The organism is Micromonospora sp. ATCC 39149, assembly GCF_000158815.1.
Classification (GTDB): domain Bacteria; phylum Actinomycetota; class Actinomycetes; order Mycobacteriales; family Micromonosporaceae; genus Micromonospora.
This window is the reverse complement of record NZ_GG657738.1, coordinates 3,224,246-3,240,306: the sequence shown is the minus strand read 5'-3', so window position 1 is coordinate 3,240,306 and position 16,061 is coordinate 3,224,246. Positions and strand designations below refer to the sequence as shown.

The 16,061-nt window shown below is 69.5% G+C and carries 17 protein-coding genes; 11 read left to right on the top strand and 6 right to left on the bottom strand.

Features of this window, described 5'->3' with window-relative positions; translation table 11 throughout:
- The first annotated feature begins 138 nt into the window (after positions 1-138).
- The 4 genes from MCAG_RS13680 to MCAG_RS34750 all read left to right on the top strand — a co-directional run bounded on the left by MCAG_RS13680 (position 139) and on the right by MCAG_RS34750 (position 5,042).
- The gene (locus MCAG_RS13680; protein WP_036373349.1) at positions 139-840 is read left to right on the top strand and encodes an ABC transporter ATP-binding protein; all 702 of its coding nucleotides are present in this window, start codon (positions 139-141) and stop codon (positions 838-840) included.
- A complete protein-coding gene (locus MCAG_RS13675; protein ID WP_007073573.1) occupies positions 837-3,194 on the top strand; it encodes an FtsX-like permease family protein in 2,358 nt (785 codons plus the stop codon). The genes MCAG_RS13680 and MCAG_RS13675 overlap by 4 nt, the downstream gene beginning before the upstream one ends.
- Positions 3,195-3,551: 357 nt before the next feature.
- Positions 3,552-4,544 carry a MerR family transcriptional regulator gene (locus MCAG_RS13670; RefSeq protein WP_007073572.1) on the top strand — a complete coding sequence of 331 codons (993 nt, stop codon included), beginning with the start codon at positions 3,552-3,554 and terminating at the stop codon, positions 4,542-4,544.
- 150 nt (positions 4,545-4,694) lie between these two features.
- Positions 4,695-5,042 carry a sigma factor gene (locus MCAG_RS34750; protein WP_369751323.1) on the top strand — a complete coding sequence of 116 codons (348 nt, stop codon included), beginning with the start codon at positions 4,695-4,697 and terminating at the stop codon, positions 5,040-5,042.
- On the opposite strand, the gene MCAG_RS13665 is transcribed toward MCAG_RS34750, so the two are convergent.
- Complete coding sequence (locus MCAG_RS13665; RefSeq protein ID WP_007073571.1) at positions 4,951-5,349, bottom strand: helix-turn-helix domain-containing protein; 399 nt, start codon at positions 5,347-5,349, stop codon at positions 4,951-4,953. The genes MCAG_RS34750 and MCAG_RS13665 overlap by 92 nt on opposite strands.
- Positions 5,350-5,511: 162 nt before the next feature.
- Here MCAG_RS13665 and MCAG_RS13660 point away from each other — a divergent pair, with 162 nt between their 5' ends.
- Together MCAG_RS13660 and MCAG_RS13655 are read left to right on the top strand one after the other, a co-directional pair.
- Positions 5,512-6,147 (top strand): NAD(P)-dependent oxidoreductase, encoded by a 636-nt coding sequence (locus MCAG_RS13660; RefSeq protein ID WP_007073570.1) that lies wholly within the window; start codon positions 5,512-5,514, stop codon positions 6,145-6,147.
- Positions 6,148-6,338: 191 nt separating this feature from the next.
- A complete protein-coding gene (locus MCAG_RS13655) occupies positions 6,339-7,319 on the top strand; it encodes an NmrA/HSCARG family protein (RefSeq protein WP_007073569.1) in 981 nt (326 codons plus the stop codon).
- Between the two features lie 177 nt (positions 7,320-7,496).
- On the opposite strand, the gene MCAG_RS35695 is transcribed toward MCAG_RS13655, so the two are convergent.
- Positions 7,497-7,796 carry a KUP/HAK/KT family potassium transporter gene (locus MCAG_RS35695; protein WP_198141557.1) on the bottom strand — a complete coding sequence of 100 codons (300 nt, stop codon included), beginning with the start codon at positions 7,794-7,796 and terminating at the stop codon, positions 7,497-7,499.
- A 2-nt stretch (positions 7,797-7,798) separates the two neighbouring features.
- Positions 7,799-8,002, bottom strand: a complete 204-nt coding sequence (locus MCAG_RS35690; RefSeq protein ID WP_007073566.1) for a KUP/HAK/KT family potassium transporter — start codon at positions 8,000-8,002, stop codon at positions 7,799-7,801.
- 53 nt (positions 8,003-8,055) lie between these two features.
- Between MCAG_RS35690 and MCAG_RS13645 the strand changes: the two genes are divergently transcribed.
- The 3 genes from MCAG_RS13645 (at position 8,056) to MCAG_RS29675 (ending at position 12,186) form a co-directional block, all read left to right on the top strand.
- Positions 8,056-10,644 (top strand): tetratricopeptide repeat protein, encoded by a 2,589-nt coding sequence (locus MCAG_RS13645; RefSeq protein WP_157548045.1) that lies wholly within the window; start codon positions 8,056-8,058, stop codon positions 10,642-10,644.
- Complete coding sequence (locus MCAG_RS13640) at positions 10,631-11,524, top strand: IS701 family transposase (protein ID WP_007073560.1); 894 nt, start codon at positions 10,631-10,633, stop codon at positions 11,522-11,524. The genes MCAG_RS13645 and MCAG_RS13640 overlap by 14 nt, the downstream gene beginning before the upstream one ends.
- Positions 11,525-11,961: 437 nt before the next feature.
- Complete coding sequence (locus tag MCAG_RS29675; protein WP_007073565.1) at positions 11,962-12,186, top strand: hypothetical protein; 225 nt, start codon at positions 11,962-11,964, stop codon at positions 12,184-12,186.
- Positions 12,187-12,226: 40 nt separating this feature from the next.
- Here MCAG_RS29675 and MCAG_RS13630 read toward each other — a convergent pair whose 3' ends face one another.
- Positions 12,227-12,589 (bottom strand): hypothetical protein, encoded by a 363-nt coding sequence (locus MCAG_RS13630; RefSeq protein ID WP_198141556.1) that lies wholly within the window; start codon positions 12,587-12,589, stop codon positions 12,227-12,229.
- A gap of 218 nt (positions 12,590-12,807) precedes the next feature.
- Positions 12,808-13,788, bottom strand: coding sequence for an RICIN domain-containing protein (locus MCAG_RS13625; protein ID WP_036373345.1), 981 nt, complete (start codon positions 13,786-13,788; stop codon positions 12,808-12,810).
- 204 nt (positions 13,789-13,992) lie between these two features.
- Between MCAG_RS13625 and MCAG_RS35685 the strand changes: the two genes are divergently transcribed.
- A complete protein-coding gene (locus tag MCAG_RS35685) occupies positions 13,993-14,124 on the top strand; it encodes a hypothetical protein (RefSeq protein WP_255348986.1) in 132 nt (43 codons plus the stop codon).
- 44 nt (positions 14,125-14,168) lie between these two features.
- Complete coding sequence (locus MCAG_RS32520) at positions 14,169-14,852, top strand: CHAP domain-containing protein (protein ID WP_007073561.1); 684 nt, start codon at positions 14,169-14,171, stop codon at positions 14,850-14,852.
- 298 nt (positions 14,853-15,150) lie between these two features.
- Here the strand turns inward: MCAG_RS32520 and MCAG_RS13615 are convergent, their stop codons facing one another.
- Positions 15,151-16,044 (bottom strand): IS701 family transposase, encoded by an 894-nt coding sequence (locus MCAG_RS13615; protein WP_007073560.1) that lies wholly within the window; start codon positions 16,042-16,044, stop codon positions 15,151-15,153.
- Positions 16,045-16,061 lie beyond the last annotated feature (17 nt).

Here is a 16,061-nt window from a genome sequence, read left to right as displayed (position 1 = left end):
CGCCTAGTCCTCGGGGATGAGGCCGGACGCCTTCATCCCTGCGCGCCAACGAGGATGCCTCTCCGGGCCGACGCGCCCGGAATGCCCGCACACCTAGCGTCGATCTCCGCAAGGGTAAGCCGAACCGAGGAGACGAGCATGACCCCGCCGGTGATCGAGTTGCACAACGTGAGCCGCAAGTACGACGAAGGGCCGCCCGCGCTGCACAACACAGCGCTGAGCATCGCGCCCGGCGAGGCGGTCGCGATCCTCGGGCCGTCCGGGAGCGGCAAGTCCACGTTGCTCAACCTGATCGCCGGTCTGGACCGGCCGAGCAGCGGCACCGTGACCGTCGACGGCGTCCGCGTCGACCAGCTCAACGAAGCCGCCTCGGCCCGCTACCGGCGGGACAAGATCGGCATGGTGTTCCAGTTCTTCAACCTCCTCGACGACCTGACCGTCGCCGACAACGTCGTCCTGCCGGCGCAGCTGGCCGGGATGGCGCGCGGCGCAGCCCACCACCGTGTCAAGGAGCTGCTCGGCGCGCTCGGCGTCTCCCGGCACGCCGCCGCGTACCCGGGCCGGCTCTCCGGCGGCGAGCGGCAGCGCGTCGCGGTGGCCCGAGCGCTGATGAACCGCCCGACGCTGTTGCTGGCCGACGAACCGACCGGCGCGCTGGACACCGCGTCCGGCGAGGACGTCAAACGACTGCTCAACGACCTGCACGACGACGGCCAGACCATCGTCCTGGTCACGCATGACCTGTCGCTGGCCGAATCCTGCGCGACCCGCATGATCCGGCTCGTTGACGGCCGGGTCGTCGCCGATGTTCGCACCGTCGCGGCGGGGCGGGCCCGATGAGCGCACTGGGACGTGTGGTGCGCTCGGGCGTGGGCCGCCGCCGGGTGCAGACGGTCGTGATCGGGCTGGCCACGATGATCGCGGTGACCGCGTCGGTGCTCGGCGGGTCGCTGGTCGTGGCGTCCAGCGGGCCATTCGACCGGGCGTTCGCCCAACAACACGGCGCGCACCTGACGGCGCAGTTCGACGCCGCCAAGACCACGACCGCGCGGCTGTCGGCATCCGTGCGGGCCACCGGTGTCACGGCGGCGGCTGGTCCATTCCCGACCGTGTCCGCTATCCCGCGCGACGCCGCCGACCGGGAACTGCCACCGATGACCGTCGTCGGTCGTGCCGCGGCGAGGGGAGGCGTCGACGACGTGTCTCTGAGCCAGGGACAGTGGGTGACCGGGCCCGGCCAGATCGTGCTCGCCGCCGACTACCCCACCGGGCCGTTCCCGCTCGGCATCACCCTGCGCTTCGCCGAGTTGCCGGGAAGCCCGACGCTGAGGGTGGTCGGCGTGGCCCGGTCGGTCAGCCACACCGCCGACGCCTGGGTGTCGCCATCCGACATCGCCACGCTGACCGCGCCCGGCGCGACCAGCGGCTACCAGATGCTCTACCGCTTCGCCGCGGCGAGCACCGCCACGCAACTCGGCCAGGGCCGGGCCGCGGTGGTTGCAGCGACCGGCGCGGAGGCGCTGACCGGGACGCAGTCCTGGCTCACCGTCAAGGAGGCCAACGACCGCAACACCGCGCTGTTCCTGCCGTTCCTGGTCGCGTTCGGCGCACTAGGCGTGATCATGTCGGTGCTCATCGTCGGCAACGTGATCGCCGGCGCGGTCGGTGCCGGCACACGGCGGATCGGCATCCTCAAGGCCATCGGGTTCACGCCCGCGCAGGTCGTACGGGCGTACGTGGCCCAGGCACTGATCCCGGCCGCGGGCGGCATCACGGCCGGCGTCGTGGCCGGCAATCTCCTGGCCATCCCGGTGCTGGCCGATGCCGACCAGCTCTACGGCACCCGTACCGCCGGCGTCGCCTGGTGGGTCGACGCGGTCGTGGTCACCGGCGCGCTCAGCGTCGTGGCGCTGGTCGCCTGGGCGGCGGCGCTGCGGGCCGGCCGGCTGCGCACCGTTGACGCGATCGCCGCCGGGCACACGCCAGGTCCCGGCCGCGGCCAGTGGGCGGCCCGGCTGACCGCCCGACTCCCGCTACCCCGGTCGGTGAGTCTCGGGCTGGCCCACCCGTTCGCCCGTCCTGTCCGCGCCGCCTCAATGCTCGCGGCCGTCGTGTTCGGCGTCACCACCGTCACGTTCGCCGTCGGCGTGGCAGCCTCGCTGAACCAGGTGCAGGTCGCCAAGGACCACGCCGCCGCCGACGTAATCATCGATACGTTCGGCCCGACGAGCGGAGCGAACCCGACGCCCAACGCCCCGAGGGCGCTCAGCGCCGACGAGATCGCCAAAATCACCACAGCGATCCAGGGCCAGCCCGGCACGACGAGGTACTACAGCGTCGCCAGCACGGAGGTTGCGATCGCCGGTAGGGCCGGCTCCGTCCGGCTCTACGGGTTCACCGGTGACGCGTCCTGGGGTGGGTACGAGATGGTCTCCGGCCGGTGGTTCACCCGCCCCGGCGAAGCCACGGTGCCGGGCACGTTCCTGACCGCCACCGGCACCCGGATCGGCGACACGGTCATGCTGACCGACCACGGCAAGACGGTGCCGGTCCGGATCGTCGGCGAGGTCTTCCACCCCACCAACAACCTGTTGATGTTCGCCGACGCCGGCACGTTCGCGACCACGAAACCGAACCTGGTCGCCGCGACCTACCACATCGGGCTCTCCGATGGCACGGACGTGGCCGTCTACGTGGCCGGGCTGAACACCGCACTGGGGCCGTCGGGCTTCACCGCGCAGTCCGGGCAGTCCGGCGACAGCAGCGACACGATTGTCCTTCTCGACGCGCTCGCCGCGCTCCTCACCTTGATGCTGGTCGCCGTCGCCGGGATGGGCGTGCTGAACATGGTCGTGCTCGACACCCGCGAACGCGTCCGCGACCTCGCCATCCACAAGGCGTTGGGGATGACGCCCCGGCAGACAATAGCGATGGTCGTCGCCTCGGTCGTCGTGACCGGGCTGGCCGGCGGCGCGATCGGCGCATCGGCCGGCGTTGCCTTGCACCGTGTGGTCGTGCCCGCGATGGGAAGCGGCGCCGGCATCACCCTGCCCGCCTCCGTCACCGACGTCTACCAGCCGGCCAGCCTGGCACTGCTCGGCCTCGGCGGTCTGCTGATCGCGATCCTGGGCGCGCTGTTGCCGGCCGGCTGGGCCGCCCGCACCCGCACCGCTGTCGCGCTGCGTACCGAATAGATCTTGTGTGCCGAGATGGGTGCCCGGGCGGTCGGTCGTCGTTGACCTGGGCTGACGCAGGGTGGCGAGAGGGGGCCGGGATGTCGGCCGGGCGATCATCGGTGGTGCCGGTCGGGAGGCCGACGCATCTGATTGCCGCACGTGCGGTCGGCCTGCGCGGCGGGCAGCCCAGCTCGCCTTGGGTGGCGGGGGCATTCGCCGCGGTCGGCACGGATGGCAGTGCGCTGTCATGCGATGACCGGGTGCGCGATCTTGGATGAGGGTCGTTCGGCCTAGCCTGGGCCCGTCTCCCGAGACTGCCGGGCGATCTGATGAGGGGCTTGTACCTCAACCCGCTTGAGATCGCATAGTGGCGTCGTGGACATGAACGAGCTGTATGCCATCGGGGATGTCGCCCGACGGACCGGCCTGAGCGTCAGCGCCGTCCGGTACTACGCGGACGCCGGTGTCGTCGCGGCGGCCGCCAGCACCCCGGCCGGCCACCGCCTGTACGACGTGTCGGCCATCGCCCGGCTAGAACTGGTCCGGACGCTACGGGAACTCGACGCCAGCCTGGACGAGATCCGGCGGGTGCTGGCCGGCGGGGCGACGCTGCGCGAGTTGGCCACCACCCACCTGGCCCTGCTGGCAGGGCAGGAGGCACGGCTGCGCAGCCGCCGCGCGGTGCTGTCGGCCATCCTGCGGCAGGACTCCACAGCCGAGCAGGTCACGCTGATGCACAAGCTGGTTGGCATGCCGGACGAGGAACGCGATCGGCTGATCGACGAGTTCTGGACCGAGGTCTCCACCGGCTGGGAGCCACCGGAGCGGATGGTCGAGTGGTGGCGGGCGGCCCGGCCGGAGCTGCCCGAACATCCCACCGCGGCGCAGCTGGAGGCGTGGATCGAACTGGCCGAGCTGGTCCGGGACACCGAGGTCCGGCAGGCCGTGCGCCGTGAGCTGCACGAGGCGTGCACCACCGGGGCCGGGCCGCTGATGACCTCGTCGCCGATGCTGGACGCCCTGGAAGCGGGGGCGGCGATCGGACAGCCGCTGATGGACGCGGCGCGGGAGCGGGTGCCACCGGACTCGCCCAGGGGGCGGGAGATCGCCGACCGGTGGATCGGGTGGCTGACCGGCATCTTCGCGACACCGGACAGCCCTGGGATGCCGGACACGCCCGAGTTCCGGATCCAGGCGGCCGACCACATGCTGGCAGGCGCGGAGTGGGACCGCACCCCGCCGGAGCCGGAGGGACCGTTCGACCGGTACATGGAACTGGTCGCCGCCGTGAACAACATGCCACCGGAGCGGTTCCCGTTCGAGTGGCTGGCCGCGGCACTGCGCGCGTCCGCCCTACCGGCTCCCTGACTGGCGATACGCGGCTCGGCGGTTGGCCTACCTGGTCGACATGGCGCATCGGGCGGATTCCGGCAGAGGATCTTGCGCGGCTACTTTGCACTCTCCGGCCGGTCGACGTTGATTTGACGCTCCTGGTAACTGGTCTCCACCGGGGCCACGGTGGCATCCGGTCGTGCCGCGGGCGGGGGCCGTGATCCACATCGGTCTTCGGTGCGACTGTCATGGCGCGGGCCGGGTCAGGCAGATGACGTGGGCCAGGACGTGTGGGCGGGTGCGCTGAAGGCGCTGCCACGTCTGCACCAGCCGGAGCGGTTCGCACCGTGGCTGTTCACCATCGCCCGGCGTTCGGCAATGGCGTGGCCCGAGGGCCGAGCCGCTCCGCTGAGTGCCGTTGCGATCGGCACGGATGTCACCGCTAGGCGGTCGCGGCGTGCGCGTGGGTCTTTCGGTCGTACTCCGCGCGCGCGGCCGCGATCTGCGCCAGATTGCCAGTGCTCCATGCGATGAGGGGACCGGCCGCGTGCAGCAGGGCGGTGCCGAGCGGGGTGAGCTCATAGGTGACATTGGGCGGCATGACCGCGTGGACGGTGCGGGTGAGGAGGCCGTCACGTTCTAGGTGCCGCAGGGTAAGCGTCAGCATCTTCTGGCTGACACCGTCGATTGCGCGCTTGAGCTCGGTGAAGCGGCGCGGGCCACCGCCCAGGTTGGCGACCACGTAGAGGGACCACTTGTCGCTCACCACGTCCAAGACCTCGCGGACGTCACACGTCTCCGCCCCCTGGGGGGCTTGTTGGCTGCTCAAGGTTACCTCCATGAAACCTGGCCACGCGAATGTGCCTTATTGACCCACTTGCAAAGTGCTTCCATGATAGGTCAGGAAAGTTCCTTACGGGGCCGTGCGGTTCCGTTGAAACCCGAGACTTCAACCGGGCACCCATTTCAAGCCGGTCTCCGAGCAGCACTGTTGAGGTAAAGAATGAAGCTCGTCGTATTCGGTGCCGGCTTTGTCGGCAGCGCCTTGGTGCGAGAGTTCGCCGCGCGAGGACACGATGTAACCGTCGTTTCGCGGCATCCAGGCAGCGGCACTGCTGACGGGGTCATCACCATTGCCGGTAGCGCTCACGATCCGGCGTTCGTCACGAAAGTGACCTCCGACGCAGAGGTAATCGTCTCGGCGCTCCCCGCCCTCGATGCAGACGGAGGTCTCCCCGCGAGCGTGGCCCACCTTCTTTCGGCCGCCGAGGCGATCGGTTCGCGCTTCGGTGTCGTCGGCGGCTCGGCGGTTGTCCCGATCGCCGAGGGCGGCCCCCGTCAGGCGGACAGCACAGATCTTCCCGCGTGGCTTGTTCCGCTTGCCGAGGCCCATACCCGGGCGCTGAGCTTGCTCAATTCGGCACCCAGAAACGTTGATTGGTTCTATCTCGTCCCCGCAGCGAATTTTGGCCGGCACCTACCGGGCATTCGTACCGGCTCATATCGCACGAGTAGCAGCGCGCTGGTCGCCGACAAGGAGGGCCGTTCGGTGATTGGCGTGGATGACTATGCGATCGCGTTCGCCGATGAGATCGACGAACCGAGTACCCATCGCGCTTGGCTCGCCGTCGGTTATTGACCGATGAACCGGTGTCGCCGACCCTCGAGCAGCAGCGGGTCAGCCAAGACGAGACGACGGTCCAGGGCCGGCATCCGCACCTTTTCGTCGCCTGGGCGCAGCGCACCATCGCGACATTCCGTGGCAGATGACGCGCCAAGCGCGCTTCGTCCGACGTATTTGATCCGACGACACACAGAAGGAAAGTGATCATGACCGAGAAAAAGATTATCGCGGTAGTAGGTGCGACCGGCTCGCAGGGCGGCGGGCTGGTACGGGCCATTCTAGACGACGAGAACGGGCCGTTCGCGGCGCGGGCTCTCACCCGGAATCCGGACTCGGCGGCAGCCAAGGAGTTCGCCGCGCGTGGCGTCGAGGTGGTCCAAGTCGATCTCGACGACGAGGGCGGTCTGCGGGCCGCCTTCGACGGCGCATACGGATCGTTCGTCGTCACAAACTACCGGGCGGAGCTGACTCCTGAGCAGGTCGCGGCCCGTAGCCGCGCGCAGAGGGAACTGGACCAGGCCGCCAACGCGGCACGCGCGGTCAAGGCCGCCGGGCTGAAGCACGTGATCTGGTCGACGCTGGAGGACACGCGGCCGCACTTCGAGTTCCTCGGCAGCGAAGTTCCCACCATCGGCGATGGCTACAAGGTGCCGCATCTCGATGCCAAGGACGAGGCGAACGCCTACTTCACTGGCCTCGGGGTGCCGACAACCTTCCTGCAGACCTCGTTCTACTACGAGATGTTCATCACCGCTGGGCTGGGCCCGCACCGCAGTCCGGACGGCGAACTGGCGCTGACCTTGCCGATCGGCGATAGCGTGATGGCGCTCGTGGCGGCTGAGGACATCGGCCGTACCGCTTATGGCATCTTCCGGACCGGAGCGCGGTTCATCGGCCGTACCATCGGCCTGGCCGGTAGTCACGCCACCGGAACCGAACTGGCTGAACTCTTCGCCAAGGTGCTTGGTGAGCCGGTCGCCTACCGACCGATGAGCCATGACCAGCTGCGTGGTGCCGGTTTCCCGGATGCCGACGAACTCGGCAACATGTTCCAGTTCTTCACCGACGCGACCGAGGCCTTCGTCGGCAACCGCGACCTCAGCCTGATCCGCACCATCAATCCGCGGCTTCAGACACTCGAGGACTGGCTGATCGAGCATCGCGAGGAGCTGAAATCCGCTCTCTGAGCCTGCGTTGCCCAGGGGCGGCGGCTTGGAAGAGGCATGCGATCACGGTGCCCATGACCTCTACCGGTCACCGGCTTCGCGGCAGATGCTGGAGGGCTTCAGGCGCTACCCGAGCGACCAATCATGCCTTTGGCGCAGGGACCGGCGGCGGTGAGTACCGCGTCCCGCGCTGAGCGATCATCGAGGTGGATGGCGATCGTACGGCCGCCGTCGGTCCGTAGGACCGGCGGCGGCGAGGATCCGTGCCGTGTCGGCGATGAGGGCGTTCGTGATCGGCGCGTCCTTCGTGGTCTTCGACGACAGGACGGCCAAGACGATTGGAGTGCCCCGGGTGGTCCAGGCGACGCCGATGCCGTTCGCGGTGGCGTAGTGCGCCCAGTCTGGTAGCAGCAGGAAGAACGGGCTCTCCCGGCTGGCGGGTGTGCGGAGGATCAGCGCGCCCTGGCCGAGGTAGTTCAGCGTCAGGGCGGGAAACACGATCACGAATCAGGCCGGCGGATCGGGGCGCGCCCGAAGTGCGCAAGGCCGGCGTAGAGCGCTTCGGCGCCGGTGATGGCCAGTACCACGACGCCCATGGCGATGAACGCGATGACGGGGTGGTCCACGAAGAACAGGACCAATAGCTGGGATAGTGCGGCCAGCACGCTCGGATGACGGATCACCTCAGCCGTCGCAGAAAACATCGAATATCCTCCATGCATTGATAGACTTGTCCGGCGCGGAGAGGTGCGGACGGATGAGCGAAGCGGGCGGGGATGCGCAGCAGGCGTCGGCCTGGTTCGCCGGCGAACTCCGACACCTCCGGCAGCTTTGCGGGGCCCCGTCGTTGAACACCCTGGTCGCCATCTCGACAGCGCAGGGGCAGCCACTGGCCCGCTCGACGATCAGCGACAAGCTGAACGCCAAGTCGTTGCCCGACTGGCCCTTCGTCGTCGCCTTCGTCAAGGCATGTTTGGCGCATGCCGACCGGGCCGGTGTCCGCCTGCCAGCCGAGCTGGCCGAGATGAGGCACTGGGATGCGAGACACTGGCGGCTGCTGCGGATCGCCGACGCCGCCCGTACCGAGGATCGGCTGCGGGCCGCCGCCCACGCCCAGCTCGGCCGCCGATCCGGCGGCGCCGCGCCGGCCAGCCAACCCGAGCCGCCGGCACCCGGACCGTCGCCGACCGGGCAACGGGCGGGTGTCCTCGACAGGGTGACGCCCCGGCAACTGCCGACGGCCGTACCCCATTTCGTGGGTCGCAGGGCGGCGCTCACCAGACTGGACGGCCTGCTGGCGCACCGACACCGCGCCCCGGGCACCACGACGATCTGCCTGATCAGCGGTACGGCCGGGGTCGGCAAGACGAGCCTGGCGGTCGGCTGGGCGCACCAGGTCGCCGACCGTTTCCCCGACGGGCAGCTCTACGTCAACCTCCGTGGGTTCGACGCGACCGGGCCGGCGGCGAGCCCGGCGGAGGTGCTCCGCGAGTTCCTCGAAGCTCTCGGAGTGCCGGCGCAGCGCGTCCCGGCGGGACAGGATGCCCGCTCCGGACTGTTCCGCAGCGTGCTGACCGGCAGGCGGGTACTCGTACTGCTCGACAACGCCGGTGACGTCGATCAGGTCCGCCCCCTGCTGCCCGGCTCGCCGGGGTGCCTGGTGGTGGTCACCAGCCGTGGTCACTTGCCAGGGCTGGTGACCATCGAGGGGGCGAGTCCGATCTTCCTCGATCCGCTGTCGCGGCGGGAGGCGCACGAGTTGTTGTCCCGGCGACTCGGCACGGATCGGTTGGAGAACGAGCCGGAGGCGACGAGCCGGATCGTCGACGCGGCGGCGGGGCTGCCGCTCGCGCTGGCCATCGTGGCAGGGCGGGCCGCCGTCCAGCCGGCCCTCGGCCTCGGTCGGCTCGCGGACGAGCTGACCGGGTCGGACGGCCTCGACCGGTTCAGCCACGGCGATGCGGCCACCGACATCCGGACGGTCTTCTCCTGGTCGTACCGCAATCTGGACGCGACCTCGGCGCGGGCGTTCCGGCTGCTCGGACTGCACCCTGGGCCGGACGTCTCGGTGCCGGCGCTCGCGAGCCTGGTCGGCGCACCGGTGGCGGAGGCGGGTCGGACCCTGGCGGCACTCGTGCGCGCGAACCTGGTCTCCGAGCATCTCCCACAGCGGTACGTCCTGCACGATCTGCTGCGCGCCTACGCGGCCGAGCTGGTCGCCGAACACGAGCCCGAGCAGGCCCGCCGGCAGGCGCTCGGCCGGCTCATCGACTCCTACCTGCACACCGGGTACGCCGCAGACCTGCTTCTCTACGACCAGCGGGACCCGATCAGCCCCGCCCCGGCCCGGCCGGGCACCGCGATCACCGCGCTCACCGACCGGGCGGCGGCCTGGCGCTGGTTCACCAGCGAGCACCGAGTCCTCCTGGCCGTCGTCGGCCTCGCCACGGACGCCAGGTTCGACACACCCGCCTGGCAGCTCGCCTGGGCCGTCAACACGTACCTCGATCGGCTCGGGGCCTGGCAGGAGCAGCTCGTGGTCCAGGAGCGGGCGTTGCTCGCCGCGTCGCGGGTGGCCGACCGGGACGGGCAGGCCCGCGCCCACCGGAACCGGGCCGTGGCCTGCCTGCGGCTGGGGGACCACCACCAGGCCCAGGTGCACCTGCGCCGGTCGCTGCGGCTCTACACCGGCCTCGGCGATGCGATCGGCAGCGCTCGGGCTCACCTCAACCTCGGCATCCTGGCCGAACGCCTGGGCCGGTACGAGCAGGCGCTCCAGCACGCGCAGCAGGCCCTCGGCCTGTTCGCGGCGGCGGAGAACGCCAACGGGAAGGCGAACGCGCTGAACAACATCGGCTGGTACCACAGCCAGCTCGGCAACCACCAACAGGCGATCGACTACTGCACGCAGGCGCTGGTGCTGCAACGGCAGGTCGGCAACCGGTACTGGCAGGCGCACACCTGGGACAGCCTCGGTTACGCGCACCACCGGTTGGAGCAGCAGGCGGAGGCGATCCGCTGCTACCGCAACGCGCTCGCGCTGTGGCGGGAGGCGGCCGAGCGCTACTACGAGGCGACGACGCTGACCCATCTCGGCGACACCCACCGTGCCGCCGGTGCGCCGGGCCCCGCTCGGCGGGCCTGGCGCCGCGCTCTGGAGATCCTGGAGCTGCTCGGCCACCCGGACGCCGAGCAGCTCCGGGACCGGCTGCGCGCGGAGCCCGGCGGTTTCCCTGACCAGCGGGCCGAAGCGCGGTCGGGGCGGGCGACGGCATCTAGTACTGCAACGGCAGTAGGCGAATCGCCTTCGGGTCGGGTTCGTTGGTCAGGTCGTGGCGGACGTTGATGTCGATCGTTGGTATGCGGAGTTGGATCGGCTGCATGCGCGGATCGGGGTGCGGTTTCGCCGGTCGGAGCCGCGTCGGCGGGCGCGGCAGTACCTGTGTGGGCTGGTCTCGGGTTTGGCCCGCAAGAACGGGTGGACCCTGGCTGAGCAGGCCGGGGATGTGTCGCCGGACGGGATGCAGCGGTTGTTGCGGTGGGCGGACTGGGACGTCGACGCCGTGCGGGATGACGTGCGTGACTACGTGGTCGAGCATCTCGGCGACCCGGCCGGGGTGCTGATCGTCGATGACACCGGGTTCCTGGAGAAGGGCACACGGTCGGCGGGGGTGCAGCGTCAGTACTTCGGCACCGCCGGGCGGACGGAGAACTGCCAGGTCGGGGTGTTCCTGGCCTACCGGTCGTCCCAGGGGCACGCGTTGATTGACCGGCAGCTGTACCTTCCGACCTCGTGGACCGATGACCGGGACCGGTGTCGGGCTGTCGGTATTCGGGACGAGGTGGAGTTCGCCACGAAGGTGCAGATGGCCCGTCAGATGCTCGCCCGCGCCTTGGACGCGGGGGTGCCGGTGGGGTGGGTGACGATGGACGAGGCCTACGGGCAGTCGAAGTACCTGCGGGTGTGGCTGGAACAGCGGGATGTGGGCTATGTGGTCGCGACCCGCCGCAACGACGACATGATCACCACGACGATGGGGACTGCCCGCGCGGAGATCGAAGAGTGCTTCCAGCAGGCCAAGGACGAAGCCGGCCTCGACGAGTACCAGGTGCGTGACTGGCGGGCCTGGTACGCCCACATCACCCTCGCGATGGCCGCCCACACCTGGCTTTCCGCGGCCAGATCCCTTGCGGCAAACGGGGATCTGGCACCGGCGACGGCATGATGATCGGCTACACGGTACCGGAGATCCGAAGACTCCTCACCGCACTCGTAGTGCGACACATCCATGAACCCCAGCGCATCTGGGCCTGGTCCCGATGGCGCAGACGCCGCCAACACCAGGCCCGAACCTGCCACTACCGACGACGCGGCTATCCCTGACCAACTGCCGTTGCAGTATTAGATCCCGGGACCGGCGAACAGGTCGAGTTGCTCGCCAGGGTCGGCCGATCGACAGGCCGCCCAAACGGCCTCTCCGGCCCGGGAGCTGCGGCGACGACATCGGTCCAGCCGGCACCCCGGAATCCGCCGGGGTGGTCACGCCAGGCGATGACGGCTTGCTCGCAGCAGCGGATCAGGTCGGTGGTGACCCGGCCGCTGTCCAGGACGGCGCCCAGATCGGCCCAGTTCAGGCGCAGCGGTTGGCAGAGGTTCCCGTCGGTGATCTCGATCCGGGTCCGGTCGAGGCGGAGCATCCGGCCGGCGGGCAGCGTCGGTGGCTGCGAGTCCACGGACCGGGTGCTGCACCGCGCCAACCCCGGCATGTTCTTCGACCTAGCCGACAGCGACTCGATCACCTGCTACCACTGCGGGTTGTACGTCTGCGTCGGCTGCCAAACCGCCCCGGTGGCGTCCACCCTGACGTTCTGCGACGCCTGCCCCTGACCGCGCCGGCGCGCTCTCTACCGGCCCGGCGCTTCGGCGGTCACGCCCGCCGAAGAGGAGCGCGGTGGTGCAGGTGGCGCCTCAGCCGGCCGGCCCGCCGACGAGGCGGCGGTGACAGCGGCTGCGGCCGGTCGACGTCGTCCATGGCGGCGCGGTCGAGCTGGTCGGACAGCCACGCCTCGTCCCCCGGCCGGGCACCGGTCTGCGGGTCGACGCGGACGCCGCGTTCGGCGAGCCGCACGACCATGACCCGCTGGGCGGCCTCGGCGCGCGGGTCGACGGCCGCCCACTCGGCGCTGGCCCGCCAGGCCCGCGCGATGTCCTCGGCCGACGCCTGCCGCCACCACGACGGCCGGGTCGCCGGCCGCCACACGGTCGCGCCTGTTTGCTGCGCGGCGCGCACCTGGGCGCGGATGCGACGGGCTGAAGGCGGCCGTGGGGTCCCGCAGCATAGCCTTGAACATCTGCCGGGGTACGGGCGGGTCGGGTAGCTGTCGGGCGGCGTCTGGGACCAACGCTCGGAAAGGTCCCGGTAGGCAAAATCAGTAGTCGTCGTCCGGCCGGAGCGGGAACGCACGCGGACGACGTCGGCGGGTAGCACCGTGATCGAGACCCGCCGGTTCAGGAAGCGGACGCCACGACGTCAACGCGGAACGTCTGATCGCCCTCGCCTGTGCACGGCTCCTGCACGAGTTCGACACCGCTGACCGTCTCGTCGCCACGAATGCCGAGACAGAGTTCGCTATGCACGGGGCGGAGCCGGTAGCCCTCCAGTGGAGCGGCGACCGGCTCGACCCGGAACACTTGCGCTGGCCCACCGGCTGCGCAGTCGTCCCAGGGTTCGAGCATGCCGCTGGCCGGGCCGTTGGCCAGCACAGTCAGGCAACCCACTCCATGCTGCGGGTGGCTCCACTTGATCTGAAAGCGGTCCCCATCGACCGGCACGAGCAGCGTCCTGGGCGGCTCGGCGTCCTCGCACGATCGTTGCACCGCGACGGCCGAGTCGTATCGTCTGGTGCGCTCCCGCCCCTCAGTCACGCAGAGCGCCGGTGTCCGCGCGGGGTGGATGCGCACGACACTGCCACCCGCGGGCAGTTCCAGCGGGCTCTTGGGCGCCGGGCCAGCCTCCCGGGTGCCCGGCGACCTTCCGGTGTCGCGGACCAGCAGCCAACCACCCACCGCGAGCAGCGCCGCCGCGGTCACACCTGCGGCGGCCCTAACCAAAGTGCGCCAGATGACCTCGCGCGGCTTCTCGGGGGCGCCCTGACCGGTGGCATGAGCCGACTGCCTGGGCGCCGACTCCTTCCCGTTTGCCGCGTCGGTCTCGTGGGCCAACCGATTGAGGGTAGCCAACCAGGCGGCGACCTGGGCGTCGTCCTCTGTGCACGCCCGAACGAAGGCCGCCAGCAACTCCGCGCGAGGCAGGCCCCGCCCAACCAGCATGTCAGCTACGGTGCTGCGGGCCAGAACCTCGCCATGGCTCGCCGCCCGTTGCTCGAGCTGCCGGAACGTGTACCCGGACCGGTCTTTTATCAGCCGCATGAGCTGCACGAACTCAGCCTTATCGCGAGCAGCGTCCGGCCGAACACTTTCCGCATCCATCGGCCTCCATGCTGCCCGAGATGACCGCCGAGATCAACTGCCTAGCGGGACCGCCCGGACAGGCAGGCCGGACAAGCAGGCGGACAAGCTTCTGGCCAGCCCGGACAGCGCTACGCCTGTCCGGGACAGGAGCGACCCATTGCCGGACGTGATCGACCAGGTAAGCCTCGACTGCATCCAAGCAACCTTCCGGAAAGGCCACTGATGAAAACGACGCAGCGAAGACTTTGGACGGTCCTGACCGGGGAGTGGCACGGCTACCACAAGACCGGCGTCTACCTCAAGGTCTGCACCAGCGATGCCAACACCAACCGCACATGCGGCTACTGGCTCTGAACCGGCCACCATCCCCCGTTGGACACTTCACACAGGAGACATCCATGAGAAAAGCAATTCGTGCGGCGCTGGTTGCCGCAGTCGCGGCGGCGTCCGTCACGTTCATCGGCACGGGCACGGCTCACGCCGCCGGTGACACCCAGCTCGGCATCGACGTGGGCAACATCGCCTGGGAGCAGTACACCTCCACCAGCACAACGGTTTCGGTCCGCCGATCGGAGGCCGGCAACGAAGACTGCAACTACTACACCGGGTTCTGGACCGACCCGGACAACGACCGCAGGACCAGTCACTATTCGGCCGCCTGCAGCCCCGCCAAAACCACCTCGGGCACCATGTACAGCGGTGGTGTTAAGCAATCAATGCCGGTGAGCTGGCGTTCTCGGGCCTGGTGCGCGGACTTCGCGAAGTACGCCTTCTACTGGGGCACGGCCGAATACTCGAAGCTCACGCCGCACTCATCAAGTTTTATCACCTATGGCAACGACAATGGCACCTGGCACTCCAGGACCAGCGGCTATATCCCCCGCAAGGGCGACGCTGTGGTTTTCAACTATGACGGCGGCGAGACGGATCACGTTGCCATCGTTACCTCGTACTACGCAGACACAGTGGCAAAGGGCTATTTCTACGTTGTCGGCGGGAACCAATCCGATGGCGTCACCCACGTGAAGTGGTACCCGTCGAACACTAGCATTGTCGGCTACGCCTCGCCGAAGGCGAAGTAGGCAGCAGGTTAGCGGGGGCGGGCCGTTCGGCTCGCCCCCGGCAGACTCGCACCGCACCGCACCACCCCGGCGCGGCCGAAGCCGCTGCGGCGTGGCTCGCCGCCGGGCTGCACGTCTCCTAATACTGCAACGGCAGTTGGTCAGGGATAGCCGCGTCGTCGGTAGTGGCAGGTTCGGGCCTGGTGTTGGCGGCGTCTGCGCCATCGGGACCAGGCCCAGATGCGCTGGGGTTCATGGATGTGTCGCACTACGAGTGCGGTGAGGAGTCTTCGGATCTCCGGTACCGTGTAGCCGATCATCATGCCGTCGCCGGTGCCAGATCCCCGTTTGCCGCAAGGGATCTGGCCGCGGAAAGCCAGGTGTGGGCGGCCATCGCGAGGGTGATGTGGGCGTACCAGGCCCGCCAGTCACGCACCTGGTACTCGTCGAGGCCGGCTTCGTCCTTGGCCTGCTGGAAGCACTCTTCGATCTCCGCGCGGGCAGTCCCCATCGTCGTGGTGATCATGTCGTCGTTGCGGCGGGTCGCGACCACATAGCCCACATCCCGCTGTTCCAGCCACACCCGCAGGTACTTCGACTGCCCGTAGGCCTCGTCCATCGTCACCCACCCCACCGGCACCCCCGCGTCCAAGGCGCGGGCGAGCATCTGACGGGCCATCTGCACCTTCGTGGCGAACTCCACCTCGTCCCGAATACCGACAGCCCGACACCGGTCCCGGTCATCGGTCCACGAGGTCGGAAGGTACAGCTGCCGGTCAATCAACGCGTGCCCCTGGGACGACCGGTAGGCCAGGAACACCCCGACCTGGCAGTTCTCCGTCCGCCCGGCGGTGCCGAAGTACTGACGCTGCACCCCCGCCGACCGTGTGCCCTTCTCCAGGAACCCGGTGTCATCGACGATCAGCACCCCGGCCGGGTCGCCGAGATGCTCGACCACGTAGTCACGCACGTCATCCCGCACGGCGTCGACGTCCCAGTCCGCCCACCGCAACAACCGCTGCATCCCGTCCGGCGACACATCCCCGGCCTGCTCAGCCAGGGTCCACCCGTTCTTGCGGGCCAAACCCGAGACCAGCCCACACAGGTACTGCCGCGCCCGCCGACGCGGCTCCGACCGGCGAAACCGCACCCCGATCCGCGCATGCAGCCGATCCAACTCCGCATACCAACGATCGACATCAACGTCCGCCACGACCTGACCAACGAACC